The sequence below is a fragment of the Geomicrobium sp. JCM 19037 genome (genome assembly GCF_000698105.1).
GTDB lineage: Bacteria > Bacillota > Bacilli > Bacillales > Marinococcaceae > Geomicrobium_A.
Genome location: NZ_BAWZ01000019.1, coordinates 43,602 through 61,619, shown reverse-complemented (window position 1 = coordinate 61,619; position 18,018 = coordinate 43,602). Strand labels below are relative to the sequence as shown.

General features: G+C 43.4%; 18 protein-coding genes, 4 pseudogenes and 1 riboswitch. Of the genes and pseudogenes, 7 read left to right on the top strand and 15 right to left on the bottom strand.

Going from position 1 to position 18,018, the window contains the following annotated elements; genetic code table 11:
• Positions 1 to 17: 17 nt before the first annotated feature.
• Complete coding sequence (locus tag JCM19037_RS12145; protein ID WP_238544701.1) at positions 18 to 1,730, bottom strand: S8 family serine peptidase; 1,713 nt, start codon at positions 1,728 to 1,730, stop codon at positions 18 to 20.
• 14 nt (positions 1,731 to 1,744) lie between these two features.
• A complete protein-coding gene (locus JCM19037_RS12140) occupies positions 1,745 to 1,939 on the bottom strand; it encodes a hypothetical protein (RefSeq protein ID WP_042401426.1) in 195 nt (64 codons plus the stop codon).
• Positions 1,940 to 2,175: 236 nt separating this feature from the next.
• Between JCM19037_RS12140 and gdhA the strand changes: the two genes are divergently transcribed.
• The gene (gene gdhA / locus JCM19037_RS12135; protein ID WP_042401422.1) at positions 2,176 to 3,528 is read left to right on the top strand and encodes an NADP-specific glutamate dehydrogenase; all 1,353 of its coding nucleotides are present in this window, start codon (positions 2,176 to 2,178) and stop codon (positions 3,526 to 3,528) included.
• 52 nt (positions 3,529 to 3,580) lie between these two features.
• Here the strand turns inward: gdhA and JCM19037_RS22885 are convergent, their stop codons facing one another.
• The 8 genes and pseudogenes from JCM19037_RS22885 to JCM19037_RS12100 form a co-directional block, all read right to left on the bottom strand.
• Positions 3,581 to 4,870, bottom strand: coding sequence for a metal ABC transporter solute-binding protein, Zn/Mn family (locus tag JCM19037_RS22885; protein ID WP_081829288.1), 1,290 nt, complete (start codon positions 4,868 to 4,870; stop codon positions 3,581 to 3,583).
• 478 nt (positions 4,871 to 5,348) lie between these two features.
• Positions 5,349 to 6,557: a M20 family metallopeptidase gene (locus JCM19037_RS12125; protein ID WP_042401420.1), complete on the bottom strand. Its 1,209-nt coding sequence runs from the start codon at positions 6,555 to 6,557 to the stop codon at positions 5,349 to 5,351.
• Positions 6,558 to 6,569: 12 nt separating this feature from the next.
• A pseudogene (locus JCM19037_RS12120) lies at positions 6,570 to 7,303 on the bottom strand (MetQ/NlpA family ABC transporter substrate-binding protein).
• Between the two features lie 154 nt (positions 7,304 to 7,457).
• Positions 7,458 to 8,136: pseudogene (locus JCM19037_RS12115) on the bottom strand (methionine ABC transporter permease).
• Positions 8,137 to 9,156, bottom strand: coding sequence for a methionine ABC transporter ATP-binding protein (locus tag JCM19037_RS12110; protein WP_042401418.1), 1,020 nt, complete (start codon positions 9,154 to 9,156; stop codon positions 8,137 to 8,139). It abuts the pseudogene before it with no gap.
• Between the two features lie 155 nt (positions 9,157 to 9,311).
• A riboswitch (SAM riboswitch) is annotated at positions 9,312 to 9,417 on the bottom strand.
• A gap of 72 nt (positions 9,418 to 9,489) precedes the next feature.
• Positions 9,490 to 9,975, bottom strand: a complete 486-nt coding sequence (locus JCM19037_RS12105; protein ID WP_042401417.1) for a FixH family protein — start codon at positions 9,973 to 9,975, stop codon at positions 9,490 to 9,492.
• Positions 9,968 to 10,210: a hypothetical protein gene (locus JCM19037_RS27315; RefSeq protein WP_238544697.1), complete on the bottom strand. Its 243-nt coding sequence runs from the start codon at positions 10,208 to 10,210 to the stop codon at positions 9,968 to 9,970. The genes JCM19037_RS12105 and JCM19037_RS27315 overlap by 8 nt, the downstream gene beginning before the upstream one ends.
• A 2-nt stretch (positions 10,211 to 10,212) precedes the next feature.
• A pseudogene (locus JCM19037_RS12100) lies at positions 10,213 to 11,308 on the bottom strand (PepSY-associated TM helix domain-containing protein).
• Between the two features lie 312 nt (positions 11,309 to 11,620).
• Between JCM19037_RS12100 and JCM19037_RS12095 the strand changes: the two are divergent.
• The 6 genes and pseudogenes from JCM19037_RS12095 (at position 11,621) to JCM19037_RS12080 (ending at position 14,734) form a co-directional block, all read left to right on the top strand.
• A pseudogene (locus tag JCM19037_RS12095) lies at positions 11,621 to 12,303 on the top strand (response regulator transcription factor).
• Positions 12,300 to 12,803 carry a hypothetical protein gene (locus tag JCM19037_RS22880; protein ID WP_052363845.1) on the top strand — a complete coding sequence of 168 codons (504 nt, stop codon included), beginning with the start codon at positions 12,300 to 12,302 and terminating at the stop codon, positions 12,801 to 12,803. The pseudogene JCM19037_RS12095 and the gene JCM19037_RS22880 overlap by 4 nt, the downstream one beginning before the upstream one ends.
• Positions 12,804 to 12,820: 17 nt before the next feature.
• On the top strand, positions 12,821 to 13,723 hold the full coding sequence (locus tag JCM19037_RS22875; RefSeq protein WP_052363844.1) for a HAMP domain-containing sensor histidine kinase: 903 nt from the start codon (positions 12,821 to 12,823) through the stop codon (positions 13,721 to 13,723).
• Positions 13,720 to 13,926, top strand: a complete 207-nt coding sequence (locus JCM19037_RS22870) for a hypothetical protein (protein WP_052363843.1) — start codon at positions 13,720 to 13,722, stop codon at positions 13,924 to 13,926. The genes JCM19037_RS22875 and JCM19037_RS22870 overlap by 4 nt, the downstream gene beginning before the upstream one ends.
• Before the next feature lie 5 nt (positions 13,927 to 13,931).
• A complete protein-coding gene (locus JCM19037_RS22865) occupies positions 13,932 to 14,330 on the top strand; it encodes an SCO family protein (RefSeq protein WP_081829287.1) in 399 nt (132 codons plus the stop codon).
• A gap of 53 nt (positions 14,331 to 14,383) precedes the next feature.
• Positions 14,384 to 14,734: a bleomycin resistance family protein gene (locus tag JCM19037_RS12080; protein WP_042401414.1), complete on the top strand. Its 351-nt coding sequence runs from the start codon at positions 14,384 to 14,386 to the stop codon at positions 14,732 to 14,734.
• Between the two features lie 138 nt (positions 14,735 to 14,872).
• On the opposite strand, the gene JCM19037_RS12075 is transcribed toward JCM19037_RS12080, so the two are convergent.
• The 5 genes from JCM19037_RS12075 to JCM19037_RS12055 form a co-directional block, all read right to left on the bottom strand.
• Entirely contained in the window at positions 14,873 to 15,184 is a 312-nt protein-coding gene (locus JCM19037_RS12075; RefSeq protein ID WP_042401413.1) for a YxeA family protein, read from the bottom strand.
• A 26-nt stretch (positions 15,185 to 15,210) separates the two neighbouring features.
• Positions 15,211 to 15,942: an ABC transporter permease gene (locus tag JCM19037_RS27310; RefSeq protein WP_238544696.1), complete on the bottom strand. Its 732-nt coding sequence runs from the start codon at positions 15,940 to 15,942 to the stop codon at positions 15,211 to 15,213.
• 165 nt (positions 15,943 to 16,107) lie between these two features.
• Positions 16,108 to 16,812, bottom strand: coding sequence for a hypothetical protein (locus JCM19037_RS27305; protein WP_238544695.1), 705 nt, complete (start codon positions 16,810 to 16,812; stop codon positions 16,108 to 16,110).
• Positions 16,809 to 16,997 carry an FtsX-like permease family protein gene (locus tag JCM19037_RS27300; RefSeq protein ID WP_238544694.1) on the bottom strand — a complete coding sequence of 63 codons (189 nt, stop codon included), beginning with the start codon at positions 16,995 to 16,997 and terminating at the stop codon, positions 16,809 to 16,811. Before JCM19037_RS27300 ends, JCM19037_RS27305 begins: the two co-directional genes overlap by 4 nt.
• Positions 16,998 to 17,126: 129 nt before the next feature.
• Positions 17,127 to 17,906 carry an ABC transporter ATP-binding protein gene (locus JCM19037_RS12055; RefSeq protein ID WP_042401404.1) on the bottom strand — a complete coding sequence of 260 codons (780 nt, stop codon included), beginning with the start codon at positions 17,904 to 17,906 and terminating at the stop codon, positions 17,127 to 17,129.
• Positions 17,907 to 18,018: the final 112 nt, after the last annotated feature.

The window sequence follows — 18,018 nt, the reverse complement described above, 5'->3', positions numbered from 1 at the left end:
ACTCAACGTGTATACACCTAAAGGCAAGCCACGAATCGTAAATGCCCGTTATCATCTGTCCAAACGGCAGAGAGTGGCGCATCTTGCACCCGAATCCTCGCAGCGGGTACCCCTTCCCCGTCTTCATCGACGATTAATCCTAAGAGATCCGTCTGTGCTGTTTCATTTAAGGTGACGTTCAATTCAACTGTTTCCCCACGTGTCACTTCAAAAGAAAATTCACTCGTCTCATACCCGAATGCTCGAGCAAGTCCGACGTGACTGCCTTCTCTTATTGAAAAAGAAAACGTCCCGTCTTCGTTCGTATCCACGTGGATTTGCTCTTGTTCGACTTCGATGCTGCCGGGAATTGCGTTACCATCAGAATCGGTAAGTGTTCCTTCGACAGTGCCTGCGTAACCTGCGATGGTTACCGCTTGATAGGCGTTCGCAATCCCTTCTCCATATATGACATTCGGCAAGCTGCCCATATGTGTTTCTGCTCTTGCGGTATCTTTTAATACGTTTCGAATGTCTTGGATCGTCATGTCTCGGTTGGCTTCAATCATGAGAGCAATGACGCCGGCAACGTGGGGCGCTGCCATTGATGTCCCACTAATCGTATGATAGCCTCCCCCTGGCCACGCGGAATAGATTTGCGCACCTGGCGCAGACACTTCCGGCTTGATGTAAGATTCTCCGTCCCACACTACCGGCCCTCGACTTGAGAAGTCGGCAATCTGATCCAATTGATTTGTTGCTCCTATAGCAAACGATTCAGGGAAACTCGCTGGAGAACCGATCGTTCCCCCTCCTGGTCCTTCATTGCCTGCAGAAAACAACGGGAAAATCCCGGCGGCTTCCCAAGCTCGTACCCCTTCTAGAAATGTGGTCGCGTACGTATTCGCATTTCCCCAAGAGTTGTTCACTACATCAGGTGCCATCTCTGGGTCACCACCTGGCGCGAGAAACCATTGAAACGCTTGGTGAATGCCTGTCTCTGTGGCAGACCCACTATCATTAAAAATCTTTACAGCAATCCACTCAGCTCCTGGAGCGACACCGATCGGTTCCCCGTCATTGCCCCCAACTGCCGTACCTGCAACGTGCGTGCCGTGGCCATGACCATCTTGAGGGTCTGCATATCCATTCGATGAAAAGTCTGCCCATGAATAGTCGTGGTTATTTGCTGAGCCGCGGTAGTTTTCGTGGAGTGCTTCATGATCACCTTCAACACCTGTGTCCATAATTCCGACAACTACGCCATCTCCTTCAATGCCGTACGTCTCCCATACGTCAGGTGCATATACTTTTTCTAATCCCCATTCAGGAAGGCGCGGCTCTGTTTCTACCTCCACCTCTGGTACAGTAAATGTCTCTTCTTTTGTAACATGAGACACATCTGTCAGTTGCTTTATTTCAGCAAGTGCAGCTTCTGAAACACGTACAGAAATGGCATTAATTATCCATAATGACGCAACTTCACTCGCTTCTCCTTGACTCGCCAAGTTATCTAACACCGATAACACTTCTGTTTGTGTCGTCTCTGCTCTGACTGTAAGTTGGTCAATAATCGTTTGAATGCGTTCTGCTCGATGATTAATTGCTTGAGCGTCATCTAAGAAATCTTCGCTTTCACCATCTTCTATATGTACGATCACGCTCACATCATCTTCTGATTCAAAAGCTTCCTGTACATCTTGATCAACCTTATCCGTACGCTCACGGTCTACCGCGTCCCCTTCAGACATTTCCACCCATTCTTCTAACCCTCCTTGCACATGGTATAAGGTTCGTCAACATCTTGAGAAGTCTCCTCTTGTTCGAGTTTCTTTTCTAATTCCAAATATTCGGAAATATCATGCTCTGTTGCACTACTTATACCCGATGGAATCAAACTAAACACGACTAAAAAGCACATAAAAACCATCATCAACTTCTTCAGCCCGTTGCTATACATCAGCATTCCTCCTTTTTAGACTATTAGTAATAGTAAAAATATATCACGATGAAATTTACATGCCTATCAGCCGATTCTATGTACTTTTATGTCGAAGGTTACGTCTTATGAATCAATAGTTTCCTTCTCCTCCATAGCATTGAACTATACCGAGCAATTTCACTAGTTGATGTAACTTACTATGTTATACTGAAGCCAACTTTTCGATAAATTGTCCTAGTGAAAGGGTGGTTCAAATGTCTAAAGAACAAGCGCAAGCCTATGTCGATCAGGTTCTCGCATCTGTAAAAGAGAGAAATCCCCACGAAGAAGAATTTCAGCAAGCGACAGAGGAGATCCTCGAGTCTCTCGTTCCTCTACTCGCTGAGCACCCGAAGTATCAGAAGTTTGGGATTTTAGAGAGAATGGTCGAGCCTGACCGCCTCATTACCTTTCGTGTCCCTTGGGTCGATGATGAGGGCACGGTTCAAGTGAACCGCGGGTACCGCGTCCAATTCAATGCTGCTCTTGGTCCGTATAAAGGCGGTCTTCGCTTTGACCCTTCCGTAAACAGCAGCATCATCAAATTTCTCGGCTTCGAACAAATCTTCAAAAACTCACTTACAGGTCAAGGAATCGGCGGAGGAAAAGGCGGTGCCGATTTTAATCCTAAAGGCAAATCCAATGCAGAAATTATGAGATTTACTCAAAGTTTCATGAGCGAGTTAGCAAAATATATCGGCCCAAATGTTGACGTTCCAGCAGGAGATATTGGCGTCGGCGGCAGAGAAATCAACTATATGGTTGGGCAATACAAGAAGATTAACGGCACAAAAGAGGCCGGTGCTTTTACCGGTAAAGAAATCGACATCGGCGGTAGCCTCACCCGCACGGAATCGACAGGCTACGGTGTCGTGTACTTTGTTGAGAATATGCTCAAAGAAGAAAACAAGACATTAGAAGGGCAAAGAGTTGTCGTTTCCGGAGCTGGTAAAGTATCCATCTATGCGATGGAAAAAGCGGTTGAACTCGGAGGCATCGTCGTTGCTTGTAATGATTCTAGTGGCTACATCTATGATAAAAACGGAATCAACGTAGAAACAATCAAGCAAATTAAAGAAGTCGAGAAGAAACGCATTCACGCCTATACAGAGCATCATCCAGAAGCAGAGTATTACGAGGATAAGAAGATTTGGGAAGTCGCTTGTGATGTCGCCTTGCCTTGTGCCACACAAAACGAATTAGACGGGGAAGACGCTAAACGCCTCGTCGAGAATGGCGTGCGCGTTGTTGCAGAAGGGGCAAATATGCCTTGTACACTTGAAGCGTTTCATCATTTCCGTGATAACAACGTCCAGTTTGCGCCAAGTAAAGCTGCAAACGCCGGTGGGGTTGCCGTATCGGCGCTAGAAATGGCACAAAACAGCTCGCGCGTATCTTGGTCATTTGAAGAAGTCGACACACAGCTAAAAGAAATTATGAAAGAAATCTTCGACAAAAGTTTAGCATCAGGTCGAAAATATCGATGCGAAGACAACTTATCAGATGGCGCCAATATTGCCGGTTTCAAGAAAGTCGCCGATGCAATGATTGCCCAAGGCATCGTCTAGTCATCAATTTTTGGCCACCTATTATTGTAATAGGTGGCAAAATATAAATCACTTAATCATTTAGCGCTTGTTGAAGTATCTCAATGTTCATTTGCATCATGCTTACATAATCTTCGTCATTATCACTGTCTTCTTGAGAGATGCTCTCCATGTTGCGAAGCACTAAGCTCTCTGCACCAATCTCAGATTGAATCACTTCGGTAATCGTGGAGCTAACGTTGTTTTCGAAAATCACATAGTCTAAGTTGTTCTCCTCGGCAATCGTTACAATGTTCACAAGTTCAGACTGTGAAGGTTCTTGCGTCGATGATAAACCGTGGACACTTAATTGCTCCAATCCGTACCGGTCTTCCCAATACCCGTATGCTGCGTGAGAAACAATGATCTGGTTGTGGTCGGCTTCCTCAAAAGTGCTTGCTAACGCTTCATCCAACTGCTCAAGATCGTCAATAAGTGCTTCATAGTTTGCCGTAAAATCATCTTCTTGTTCTGGTCGTAATTCAATGAGGACTTCTTTAATATTTTCAGCAATTTGCTGACTGAGCACAGGATCGAGGAAAACATGTGGATCTCCCACGCCATGTTCTTCGTCATGATCATCAATAATCACGCTCACTTCATTTGTTTCAAGTAGAACTTCGTCCTCTTCATCGTACAAAACCGCTTTTAATTGTTTCGTTTCCGTAGCCTCGCCTGAGTATTCGAGTCCTTCGACATCCGTACGTTGCCAATCACCAGCTTCATCCGTGCGAGTGTACCAGTGCCACTCACCATCGCCGGCGTCATCCGCATCGCCAATGTGGACATCGATCGTGTCACCTGTATGATAGTGCTTGAACGCCTTGAATGACCGGGCCATCCTCATCTGCATGCTGTTCATCATGTGCATGATCATGGTCTTCTTCATGGGCGTGGTCGTGACTATGATCATGATCTTCTTCCTCCTGCCCGTGGTCATGTTCATGATGCCCCTCACCACGAAGATCGAGGTTCTCTCCAGCTGCAAACACATGGACGTTCTCATCTTCGAGAACTTCTTCCGCTGTATCAGCAAAAGCTCCATCCCTACGCCAGAGTAAATAAACAGATCTTGTTCTGCCAACATCACAAATTCACTCGATGAAGGTTCAAATGTATGGGCATCAGCATTAGGTGGATAGATGCTCTCGACCTCTACATGCTCCCCGCCAATCCGACTCGTGAAATCCTCAAGCGCATATAACGTCGTTGAAACCGCTAAAGGGTCCTCGTCTGTCGTGCCTTCATCGCTTTCATCGCCAGAATCTTGACACGCTGTAAGTATTACACTACTTGCTATCGTTAAAAAAAGTAATTTTTTCAAAGTCCCAACCTCCCGTGATCGTCGCTATTTACTATACATGTATATAAATCGTAATGATTACGTTTTATAGATTACCCGTATTTTTTTTTACTGTCAACCTTTTAATTTAAAAAAGTGACCGCGGTTAGCGATCACGGAGGAGGGTACATTAGTGAAACGATTCATCAAGTAAGGCGCGGGGATGTTGTCGAATGCGTGCACTTCCGTGTCGAATGCGTGCACTCTCCCCTCCTCGACCTCACAACGTCGCCCCCTACAACAAAGGACTGCCCCGTCGGAGCAGCCCTAGCCGTTATCTTCTTTCTGAGTCATCTTGGTATGCAGCTTTTACAATACGGTTAATCTCACCGAGCTTATCTTTGAACATTGAACGAGCGCGGTGGGTTTTCGGTTTGGACATTCTCCGTGCGATAAATATCACCCCTGTTCATTATCATGAACGACAGAAGAAACATTTATGCAAAGAATTGTAGGGGTTTTATATGCTTAATGGCTCACTTTGCTTGCTTCGAGACGCTTCGAAAGCTCGTTTGATATTTACTAATCGCTCTGAATCTAGGAACAACTCTAATCCAATAAGCGCGAGCCCTACACCGCCATCGATGACCGCTTGGTCTCCTTTCGGCGAACTAGCCGCTTCGGCGAATTCCCTTGTATGACCGACAAGGTTATCGCCGATCTTAATATGAGGATGGATTGTAGGAAGAACTTGACTCACATTGCCTGTGTCCGTTGATCCAGCTGCTTGAGACGGTGTCTTTTCTACATCGTGACCAAGTTCTGTGAAAATGTCATAAAATAATTCGTTAAATGGATCGTTAGGTAGCAGTTCATCGATAGCGTTTTGGAATTCAGTAATTTCAAGGTCGGCCCCACTCATGAATCCGGCACCTTCAGCGATGCGATCAACTTTCTTCCTTACTTCATTTAGATCATGCCTTGAAGCCGCCCGCAGGAAAAACCGAGCTCGAGCGTAGTCGGGGACAACATTTGGCGCTTTTCCTCCATCAGGAATAACACCGTGAATTCGAATATCGTCTGCTAAATGCTCGCGCAATGCGTTTATACCATTAAATAATTGAATCACACTATCGAGGGCATTAATTCCCTTTTCAGGTGTTGCAGATGCATGAGCCGTTCGTCCGTGGAAATGATAATCAACAGGATCAACCGCTAGAGAATGACCAGACACGCGCGTCTCTTTGCCCGGATGAATCATAATTGCGGCATCGCCATCATCAAAGTACCCTCGATTAACAAAACTTGCTTTTGCACTGCCGTTATCTCCACCTTCTTCTGCAGGCGTTCCAGCAACAGCCACCGTACCTCCAATTTCTTCAATAATTTGCCCTAGAAGAATGGCTGCCAATACGCTCGTCGTCCCGATGATATTATGGCCACAAGCATGCCCGATTTCTGGCAACGCATCGTACTCGGCAAGAAAGTATACGGTTGGACCTGGTTTTTCAGATGACTTTTTTGCAATAAATCCAGTCGAGTGTCCCGCAATGTTTCGTTGGACGGAGAACCCTTCACGTTCTAATTGCTCAGATAATCGTGCAGATGCATACACTTCTTCATTTCCTAATTCCGGACGTGCATGAATTTGCTGACTAATGGTAATAAAGGTTTGTTGGTGCGCTTTTGCGTAATCGGTAATGGTTTGTTTTAACGCTTCTCTCGTCATCGTAATGACCTCCTATTTTGGGTAATTGAGCAATTCTTCGACTGAAATAAATGTCGGAATACTTGCACCTTCATACTCGTCTAAAATAAATTGTTCAACTTCTTCGCTTTGGTAAATGTCGATAATCTTTTGCAACGCTGGATCATCAGCATTGTCCTCACGTGCAGCGATAATATTGATATAAGGCGTAGCCGTCTCATCTTCAATGGCAATGGCATCATCAGGAGGCTTAAACCTGCATCTACAGCGATTCCGTTGTTAATAATTGCGGCATCAATGTCTGCCATGATGCGAGGCGCATTCGCCGGTTGAACAGGTGTGAGTGTTAGGTTTAAAGGATTCTCTTTAATGTCATCAAGCCCACTCGTTACCCCGAAATCGTCTTCTAGCTCTAATAGCCCGGCTTCTTCGAGAAGCATAAGATTTCTCGCTTGATTGGTCACTTCATTGGCTATGGCAATTTCAGCCCCTTCTGGGATGTCTTCCACGCGCTCATACTCGTCGCTGTACAAGCCTAAAGGAGCGAGCACAGTCGCTGCAATGGCTTCTAAATGATCAAACCCATGCTCTTCTTTAAAGTTGTCAAAGTAAGAAACGGTTTGAAAAGCATTGGCGTCAATCTCCTCTTCAGCAAGTGCGATATTCGGTTGCACATAATCACTAAAACGAATTAAATCAATCTCAATGCCTTCCTCTTCAGCAAGTTCAGCAATATAGTCCCACTGCGGCGTGTCGGTCCCGCTCACGCCAATCTTTACTGTTAACGGGTCATCAGGCTAAACGCTCCTGCCTCTGTTTGTGATTGTTCATCATCGCCACACGCAACGAGTGCCGCTGCAGTAAGTGTTACCCCTACGAATTTCAATTGTTTTCTCATTATGACATTCTCCTCTATCTGTTTTATCTTCTTCTTGCTTTTCTCGAAAAATAATTACCTGATGTTTGTACCGCTTGAACAATTAGGACGAGCAGAACGACAGTGATGAGCATCGTCATATTATCAAACCGCTGATACCGTATGTGAGCGCAACGTCGCCAATTCCTCCAGCTCCGATCGCACCAGCATCGCAGTCGCCCCAACGAGACCAATGGTTACCGTCGTAATCGTAAGGATGAGCGAGCCCATCGCTTCAGGTAAGATAAACTTTGTAATCACCTGTACTTTTGAAGCCCCCATCGCATCTGCCGCCTCCAATATTCCAGGTTCAACTTCAAGCAATGAGTTCTCGACGAGTCTGGCAACATACGGTGCCGCATAGGCAACAAGGGGCACAATGGCTGCCGTCGTTCCGACCGACGTACCAACAATGGCACGAGTTATCGGAATAATTGCAACGAGTAAAATAATAAATGGAATCGAACGCAACACATTAATGACTGGATTTAAAAGGTTAAAAATGAATGGTGATGAAAGGATATGCCCATCTCTTGTGACAACGAGAATCACGCCTAACACCGCGCCAATTAGAACCGAAAATACGAGAGAGATGCTTACCATATACAATGTTTCATATAAAGCATCCAGTAGTTGAGCGGTCGTAATATTCGGCTGAATTGCAGACGGTAGCATTTCTAACATTTATGCCACCTCCTTTAGGGAAAGGTCGTTTTCGTATACAAAGTCAATGGCCTGCTCGATCGCTTGTTCTTCTCCTTGGATTTGAATGACGAGATGTCCAAAAGGCACTTGTTGTATTTCGGTAATATTGCCGTACAGTACATTCACATCAACTCCGAACTTCTTTACCATCTGCGATAAAATCGGTTCACTCGATGACGAACCAATAAACTCAATCTGAATCACTTTGGAATGCTCATCTTGCGTCTTCACAGTTTCCATAACGCGACTCGGGATGTCGGCTTGAAATACTGACTTTACAAACTTCTTCGTCGTTTCTTCTTGCGGTTTAGAGAAAACATCGATAACAGAACCACTCTCAACAATCTCGCCATCGTCCATGACCGAAACCCGATCACAAATTTGTTGAATGACCGACATTTCATGCGTGATGAGTAGCACAGTAATTTGATATTGTTTATTAATTTCTTTAATGAGCTGCAAAATCGAATTTGTCGTCTCCGGGTCGAGTGCGGATGTTGCTTCATCACACAACAGGATCGATGGGTTTGAAGCAAGCGCACGAGCAATACCCACTCGTTGCTTTTGTCCACCTGATAACTGTTCTGGAAAATGATGTTTATGATGCTCCAAACCAACAAACTGGAGCAACTCTTCTACACGCTCTGTTATTTCCTTGTTCGACTTCTTCTGTAAGGTTAGCGGCATCGCAATGTTCTGAAACACCGTCCGGGATTGCAACAAATTAAAATGTTGAAAGATCATGCCAATGTTTTGTTTTTGGTTTTGAAGTTCTTTCCCCGATTTCTGACTCAAGTCAATATCATCTACGAGCACGCGCCCCGATGTTGGACGCTCAATAAGGTTCACACAACGAATGAGCGTGCTTTTCCCTGCCCCACTCAAGCCGATAACACCATGTATTTCTCCTTTATCAATCGTGACATTCACGTTTTTCAACGCATGAATTGCACCTGTTTTTGTTTCGTATATTTTCGATACGTCTTCAAATGTAATCATCTACATTCCCCTCTAACGACAAATTCTTATTTAACATATAAATTTACTTAGTTTTAACGATAAAAATCTCTTCAACCGTATCCTTTTGGAAACGAAAAATCCTCCCTTCTTAAAATAAGAAGAGAGGATGGTTGGTCTTTATCCCGTTTAGGCTCTTCTTATCTTCGCAGCATACATGCTACAGGAATTGGCACAGTGCTTAAGAGTAAGCCTGTTGCCGAGGTTTCAAAGGGCCAGTCCCTCCACCTCTCTGGATAAGAAATATTTAGTTATGAATTTTCTTTTATTATATAGAAAAAATTTCTTTTGTCAACTGCCTTTTAAATTTTTTATCTAGTGATGAGCGCTATGATCTTCATTTCCCGATTCCTCTGATCCATTTTCCATTAACAAAAGTACTTCCTCTTGATAGAGACGACCGACGGCAAAATATTTTTTCGGTCGTAGCTTTTGGTCATTGATTTCTACGACGGCCTCCGCGTAATAGAGGCCTTCCCGAGAGACTTCTACTTCTGTTTCATACACGCCCATCGTATGGTGGAAAAGCTCGTACTCATCTGCTTCTTCTTCCCCTGCTAATACCGGCCAAATGCGGATACCGACATGTTCTGCATCAACAACAGGAATGTAGTCTGCTGTCACTTGAACAGAGAGCCGTTGCTGTTCGTTTGCGGTGACAATCTCATTTGTCATCATATCTACAACGAGTCTTGCCCTGTCATTGTAGTCATCATGATTGTTGGCGTCCACGAACCGTTCCACCATTGAACAACCCGACAACATTACTAGTAGGAAGCCCACGATCATTCCTCTACGCATGGTGTTCCTCCTCTTGAACATTGAGCCATGTTCGCAACGTTTTGCTCTTTCGAATGATGTAGCGATCAATGAGATAAACGACGACAAGAGACAAACCAACAAGTGGGAAGATGACGGCAAAGATGAGGAGAATCGTTAATATTCCTCTCGCTTCGGTAATTCGGATTGATCTCGGTGCACCAGAATGGGTCGTTGGCTTCCTGCGTTTCCATAACCAAAACCCACTTATAATCATGACTACCATCCTACGCAAACGAGCAGTCCGGCTATCTGATTCCAAAACCCAAATTGTAATCCTTTATGAATCGTAATGCCAAGCGCCATCGCTTTACCTATCGTTCCATAATCATCGTATCGGTAATCGGCCAAAACCGCGCCGTTATATTGATCGATATGAACGGTTGCTTCATCTTGAGCTCGGTGCGGGAAGACAGAAAGTGTGAAAACCCCTTCTTGTCCACTTGGATAGAAGACATCATATGTCGGATGAATATCGAGCTGTTTTGCCACCCTCGTCACTTCGGTAATGGATACTTGTTCAAATCCTGCAATATATTGTGATTCTGGTACAGGCAGGTTTTCTGCAGCCCAACTCACATCAGCTACATCTTCAGATATGACTTCAGATTCAGGAGCAGAACCAACCCATATTGAAGGTGGATACCCTGCACCTGTGCTCGTCACTAGTTGTTGAACCCCATTCCCCCAAAAGCCGGTCCACAATAAGCCAGTGACGAGTAAGAAAATCATCTCCGGAAAGCCAAAATGCTGGCACCGCGTGAAAATCACGAATGAGTGTGCGTTTACCTTTTCTAAAGCGGGGAACGATCACTCCTTGAACTTTATTTTTTTTACGAGGAAACCATAAGTACAGGCCACTCACAATCATAATAATTGTCCAACAAGCGACGAGTTCGACAATTCGATCCCCGGTTGTACCTGCCATAAGTTCACTATGTAAGTCAGCCAACCGATCCATCACACGATCGCGATCTTGCAACGTACCGAGAATCGACCCCGTATAAGGATTGACAAACACCGTTAACGACTCACCCGCTTCATCAACAATTCCTACTTCAGCAGAGCGATTGGCATCTTCCCCAGGCCGATATCTAACCACTTCTCCGCCGTGTTCATCCGCTGCAATTTCTACTTGCTCCTCAGGTGGTAGCGTCTCTCCAGACGCTTCTACTTCGTAATAATCAGCATAGATTGCAGCTTCAATATCCCATTTAAAAAGATAAATTCCCCCTGTAATCGCTAGTACGAGTAAAAAAGGAACCAATAGTAGACCTGCATATAAATGCCAGCGCCATATTACTTGCACATTCATCTGTTTTGATTTTTTTGCCATCGGTACGCTCCCCTCATCTACCTCTTTTGTAAAGATTATTCGTTGTTCTGCGATGTAGTGGCCTAACGGTTTTGATAGCGTTTGCCTTCCATAGAGACCCCTACCGCATGTATATCCATCCTAAATAAGCGTTGTGAAGTCTATGTGAAATCTTCAATTCTGGCTTTTATGCCACACAATTTCTTCACAAATCGTGCGTACACTACAAGTAGAAACATTTACTAACTCATCACGTTGTACAATCTAGTGAAAAATTAGCTATAATGCAGTTGAAAAGAGAAGGAGGCTACCATGAGTGAACGAAAGACGATTCTCGTCGTAGACGATGAGGAGCCATTATTAAAACTCGTAACTTCAGTATTAATATCAAACGGATACAACGTCGAACGTGCAACGAATGGTTTGGCTGCCCTTAAAAAACTTCGCACGTCGTCGATCCATCTTGTCATTATGGATGTAATGATGCCGGGTATGGACGGCTTTGAACTGTGCCAAGAAGTTAGACACCGATCAGACATTCCGATCATTATGCTTACCGCTCGTGGGGAGCAAGAAGAACGAGTACGGGGGCTTCAATTAGGTGCGGATGACTATATTGTCAAACCGTTTGGCCTAGACGAACTCGTAGCTAGAATTCACGCAGTTCTTCGACGTTTAGGTCATCAAAACGAGCGGACGCTCATTAAAGTGGACAACCTTGTTATTGATGTCGAGTCACGAACCGTTACGAATGACAAAGCGCATATTTCCTTGTCAAAGAAAGAATTTGATCTGTTAGTATTTCTTGCCGAACACCTGCGCAAGTATTTTCTCGAGACCACCTTCACGAATTGCTTTGGGATAAGGATATGACAGAGGGGAATTTGCGAACAGTAGATACACACATAAAAACATTACGAATAAAACTACAATCCGCGAAACATTTAATACAGACCGTTTGGGGAGTGGGTTACAAATTTCAAAAGGAAACATGAATAAACGCCACCACTCATTGCGAACACGCATCTGGATAACGCTCATTGCTGTATTCCTTATGTTAGCGCTACTCAGCGTATACGTCGCCTCGTACTTATATGAACGGCTATATGTCGACGAACAAATTCAATCACTGACTGAGTCGGGAGAAGAACTTGCATCCATCTATTATGGATACGACTCAGAGAGTTCCTTTTTGTGGCGTGTGCAATGGACCGACCAAAGCTCCGGTGCCGATGTGTTCTACTTTGATCAAGAGCACCCTCTACTCGAACCCGATAGCAGAGACAACCTTATGATTGAATTCTTTACCTCGGACGAGCAGAACGAATTGCTATCTGGAAAAAACATCGAAATTATTCGTACGCACCCAAGCTACGACCAAGAAGTGCTCGGTGTCGTTGTTCCTCTCATAGAAAATGAACAATTCACAGGGATGATCTTACTGTCCCAACCCCTCACGAGCATTTACGAACCTCTATCAGACTTCGTACTGTAGGCTTAGGTTTGCTTTTCATGTTCGTCACTTTATTTTTTATAACCGGGAAATTAATATCAAAAGAAATGATTACACCGATTCAGAAAATGGAAAGAGCCGCTCTACGGATGGCAAATGGTGAGTATGATGCTCGCATAACTGCCACGTCCAAAACCAATGAAATCAACCAGCTTGGTGAATCGTTAAACCATCTCGCAGGCACACTTCAGTCGGAAGAAAAGAACCGTACAGAATTCATCGGTAACGTATCTCATGAATTACGTTCACCTCTTGGTTACATTAAAGGGTACGCAGAAGGAATTGAAAAAGGGATAATAAAAAGTGAAGACGGGATTCCCATTATTCGGCAGGAAGCGGAATCGATGCTTCATTTAGCCAATGACCTATTAGATCTTACCAAACTACAAAGTGATACGTATGAGCTCCACTTTGAACCGGTAGCTTTTGCCCAGATTGTTCATGATCTTTTGAATCGAGCTGAACAAGTTGCCGATGAGAAGAACATTGTTATTCACCGGGACATTGATGACAGTTGCATCATACATGGTGACACGCAGAGGTTAGCACAAGTCGTTCGCAACCTATTGGATAACGCCATAAACTATTCTGACGAATCATCCTCCATACAGGTTACTTTAAAAACATTTGATAATCGCTATCTCTTCACCATTCTAGATGAAGGTGTCGGTATTCCAGAGGAGAAAGTTCAGCATATTAAAGAACGATTTTACCGCGTCAACAGTGCCCGTTCAAGATCTGATGGGGGTAGTGGGGTTGGACTCGCAATTGTAGATGAGATTGTTAAGAAACACGGAGGGACATTTACCGTATCTTCACGCTTAGGCGTCGGGACCGTCGTTCAAATCGAACTCCCAGAATATGTAGACGAGGACAACGAGAAAGGGAGTGAAAATACATGAAAAAGTCTTTCACCTATGTTCTCCCTCTACTTGTAGGTCTCATACTTGGGGGGTGTGCGTCATTTTTCACGCCTTCCAATGAAACAACGGCTGAGGTTGCTCGCGACCTCAGTGAACAATCCTTGTACGTTTCATCGTTTTCTTTTGTGAACCAAGACGAAGAGGCTGTTACTGACGAAGATTTTCACGCTCATACTGGTTAGCGACGATGACATTCACCGACTGTCCGACGATCTGCAACATGATGACGCCAAATATGGCTGAAATCCAAGAAGCATCTGAGGAACAAGGACTCGAATTATCCTTTGTCTCTTTTACTGTCGACCCAGCCACCGATACCCCTGACGTCTTGCAAACATACGGGGAGCAGTACAATGTAGATTTCTCAAACTGGGACTTCTTAACTGGGTACGACCCTAATGAGATTGAACAGTTTGTTGAAGAATCTTTTCACTCTACTGTATTAAACGATCCAGCAGATCCCGATATTATTCATACGACCGACTTCTTCTTAATTAACGACGAAGGCCAAGTTGTGCGAAGTTATGATGGTTTGAATTCGAATATCCCACCAATCATATCTGACCTTGAGTCGGTAATACATTAAGGGAGGGGCTTTCTTAAATTTTAGAAAGCTCCTTCAAAGAATGGATGATCTATTTGAAAATGATACATGCAATTCCAAAACTACCAGTTCATAACATCACATCAAGTATTACTTTCTATGAGTATCAGTTGGGGTTTACACTCATATACAGTGATGAGGAGTATGCGATTTTAACCTATGACAAAGTAGAGCTACACATTTTTAAGTGGTTTACAACAGATAGCGTATCACAATTGATTGCACAAAGTTGTCGTATTCGGGTTAAAGACGTTGCTAAGTTTTATGACGACTATAAAGAAAAGAACATTATCCATCCTAACGGTCATTTAATAACGCAGCCTTGGGGAGAAACAGATTTTACAGTCGTTGATATTAATAATAATGCAATTAGTTTTTATGAGTAGCTACCTTTGAAAAAGACGCGCTTGTTGCGTTTACGCGTTTTCCTATACGACGGTTTCAAAAACCCATGATGTTCTCGGCACTGAAAATCAAGGGTTTTTATTGTTCCCTAAACCACTTGTACCACTGTTAGATTCCCCTCAATGTACCGGCATATGTTCTTCTTCAATAAACTCATATTCTTCTGCAAACGTACCTTTAGCAAGTACTCTTACATACGTGCCGTGATCAAGTGGAGTGCTCGTCGTAAATACAACTGTTTTTGTCTCGTTGCCCTCAGTAACCCCTTGCATTGAGTATTTATATCTTCCATTATCTTCTTCGGGCTCGCCTTGGATCTCGACGTAGACGTATTCTGCTTCTATTAGAGGATTATAACGATCCACTGTTTCACGAAAGAATAGGTAGGCACTAGCGATAAAAACAAGAGAAATAAGACTAAAGATGAACATCTTTTTTTCATAACTATTTTTCCTTTCTATAAAGCTTTTCGAACGATGCTTCTGTAATAACGAATGGTCAGAATGGTAAACATCAAATAGATCGTAATATAAGCTGCCATACTCATAATAATTGGGGTAAGCATGCTTGCGACAATTAGAACAGAACCTACGTTTAAAGCAAAAGCAGCGTGTAATAACCCAATTGCTAGAGGAATGATGTAAACAAAAAGCTGCTTACGGATAATTCCTTTCATAATATCGTTCACTTGAAATCCGAGTTGACGCAGTGTCCGATAATGCCCTTTTTCTTGTTCAGCTTCTGTCATTTGTTTAAAGTACAAAATGCTACCTGTAGAGAGGAGAAACACAATCCCTAAAAAGCCAGCGATAAAAATGAGTAGACCGAAGGTTTGAATAGATTGTTCATAGGAAGTATGGAAGTCAGTAATAAACAAATCATTGTCTATATTTCCCAGAAAGATATCAGAAGCGACATCTGACTGGTCAGCATCTAACAACTGAAACGTCTCATAAGTCAACTCCTCTGCGGATTCCCCGACTTGAATATTTTCCCTTATACTTTGGAAGGTTGGCTCAGAAACAATGAGTTGATCGCCAAAAAATCTGTAGTTCATCACGTTTTCAAGTTTGAAACTAGAGACAGTTAGTTGCATTTCTTCGTCGTTTGTTGCTTTGAATTGTACTTCTTTCGGAAATGAAGCTCCATCCTTCGATAATCGCTCGAGTATTATGATAGATCGCTTCATCCTCATCTGGATGTTTCACATCCACCCCAGCCTGAGCGAGTTGTTCCGATGAAAAAAGCAGAAATGTTCTTTGACGTGCGTCTGCATTATTCTCCTTCGAAGTCCACGTACCATCAAATCGAATTGCATGAAGCTCTGCATAATGAAAGTCGATTTGCTCCTCTTCTAGACGATTTGAAATCGTACCAGCCTCTTGTGGCATATCTTCCACGGCAAAATCAAAGGCATCGCCAATCTGACATCATTTTCGGTTGAGTAATATAACGAATAGGAGAGGGAAATCATCGTAATTGTCATCGCCGACAGAACGGTAATTAAGGTTAACGAATTCGCGTGGCCTTTTAGCCTGTGCATTAATGACGCAACAGATAAACTATGATATAAACCAAGGTTTCCTCTTTGCTTTCTTCGAAACAAATACAACATCCAGCTAATCGTTGTGTGAAAAATAAGATATGTCCCAAAAATGGTGCTTGAGAGAACGAGTAGCATTAGAAATAGGAGTGAATCAGCATGTTCAATCATTAAGGTTGAGATAAAGTATCCAAAAACGATGAGACCGATTCCTGTTAACGCTAAGATTGCAGACAACATATTCGGTCGCTTATTTATACGATCTGCCCGTTTTGTGGCATGAAATAATTGCAACAACGTACTTCGGTATACGATCAAGATAATTTGTACAGATGTAATGAGAATAAGGCCTATAAATACAACCATTGTCTGAATTACCGCTTGGCTAGAAAAAGGTAAGCCAAACATTCCGTCAACACCGATAAGGTTCATGAACAGCAACAGAAAGACTCTGGAAAATAACATTCCAACAATAAGACCAATTACGAGCTCCAATACCCAGGATGATGTGTTCAAATATTAATAAGCGCGAAACCACCCTTCGATAAACCGATCAGCTGATATAACCCAATCTCCTGGCTGCGCCTTCGAATGAAGATACTCGTGGCATAGGAACTAAATACGACCGAGATGAAAATAAGTAGTAGACCCGCTACTTGAAAGGCTGCAGAAAAGTTCACACTTGCGTTAGCCATCATCACAACCGTTTCATCATGCTGAAGCGTCTAGAAGATAAAAGTAAAAACTGATGCAAGAGATCATGGCAAAAAAGTATAGGTAATACATTTTTATATTTTTTCGAACGCTCCGAATGACGAGCTTTTGAATGCTCATCTTACATGACCTCCTCCGAGCACTGCCTGCATATCAAGGATGTCTTTAAAGAACGCATCCCTCGTTTTATCTCCCCGATACAATTCAGAGTACACATGCCCATCGTGCAAGAACACTACACGGCTACAATAGCTAGAGGCCAACGGGTCGTGGGATACCATCACGATCGTTACTTTTCTTAACTGATTAATTTCGTATAGATTATCTAATAAATTCGAGGCTGCTTTTGAATCTAATGCGCCAGTAGGTTCGTCCGCAAAAACGATCGAAGGGGAGTAAATTAATGCCCGTGCGGCTGAAGTTCGTTGCTTTTGCCCTCCTGAGATTTCGGACGGATACTTATTCGCTAATTCTTCGATCTCCAACATTGTGGCAATGTCATGAAATGCGCGCTCAGCTTGACTGTTCGTTATTGGTGTTAAGGAGATAGGCAACAAAATGTTTTCCTTTACCGTTAACGTGTCCAGTAAATTAAAGTCTTGAAAAATAAATCCTAAATGTTCACGTCGGATGTTTGAAAGCTTGCGATCCTTCATGGCTGTTATTTCGTAGTCATTAATAAAGACCTTTCCATCTGTTGCTCGATCAATCGTGGCAAGTGTGTTAAGTAGTGTTGTTTTTCCGGAGCCTGACGGTCCCATAATTCCAATAAACTCACCTTCTGTCACGCGAAGATCTATTCCGTTTAACACGTTCTGGGCATTTTGATGCGAACTATAGGTTTTACGAATTCCCTCAGCAATAAGAACAGATCTAGGTGTGCTTTCGTTTGTCATGTCTTACACTCCAATCAAGTTGTTCTATACAAAGTGTAATTCTTTTAAGAAACAAGGTCGTAGGTTTTACATGATAAATAAACGGTGAATGTGATATTTTTGTCACTTTAAA

Bases quoted from the DNA above. Each gene is read 5' to 3' on its own strand.
- JCM19037_RS12055 (WP_042401404.1), bottom strand. From the start codon at position 17,906: ATGACAAACGAAAGCACACCTAGATCTGTTCTTATTGCTGAGGGAATT.
- JCM19037_RS22875 (WP_052363844.1), top strand. From the start codon at position 12,821: ATGTTCGTCACTTTATTTTTTATAACCGGGAAATTAATATCAAAAGAA.
- JCM19037_RS12140 (WP_042401426.1), bottom strand. From the start codon at position 1,939: ATGTATAGCAACGGGCTGAAGAAGTTGATGATGGTTTTTATGTGCTTT.
- gdhA (WP_042401422.1), top strand. From the start codon at position 2,176: ATGTCTAAAGAACAAGCGCAAGCCTATGTCGATCAGGTTCTCGCATCT.
- JCM19037_RS27310 (WP_238544696.1), bottom strand. From the start codon at position 15,942: ATGAAGCGATCTATCATAATACTCGAGCGATTATCGAAGGATGGAGCT.
- JCM19037_RS12110 (WP_042401418.1), bottom strand. From the start codon at position 9,156: ATGATTACATTTGAAGACGTATCGAAAATATACGAAACAAAAACAGGT.
- JCM19037_RS22865 (WP_081829287.1), top strand. From the start codon at position 13,932: ATGACATTCACCGACTGTCCGACGATCTGCAACATGATGACGCCAAAT.
- JCM19037_RS12075 (WP_042401413.1), bottom strand. From the start codon at position 15,184: ATGTTCATCTTTAGTCTTATTTCTCTTGTTTTTATCGCTAGTGCCTAC.
- JCM19037_RS12105 (WP_042401417.1), bottom strand. From the start codon at position 9,975: ATGCGTAGAGGAATGATCGTGGGCTTCCTACTAGTAATGTTGTCGGGT.
- JCM19037_RS12145 (WP_238544701.1), bottom strand. From the start codon at position 1,730: ATGTCTGAAGGGGACGCGGTAGACCGTGAGCGTACGGATAAGGTTGAT.
- JCM19037_RS22870 (WP_052363843.1), top strand. From the start codon at position 13,720: ATGAAAAAGTCTTTCACCTATGTTCTCCCTCTACTTGTAGGTCTCATA.
- JCM19037_RS22880 (WP_052363845.1), top strand. From the start codon at position 12,300: ATGAATAAACGCCACCACTCATTGCGAACACGCATCTGGATAACGCTC.
- JCM19037_RS12125 (WP_042401420.1), bottom strand. From the start codon at position 6,557: ATGACGAGAGAAGCGTTAAAACAAACCATTACCGATTACGCAAAAGCG.
- JCM19037_RS27315 (WP_238544697.1), bottom strand. From the start codon at position 10,210: ATGATTATAAGTGGGTTTTGGTTATGGAAACGCAGGAAGCCAACGACC.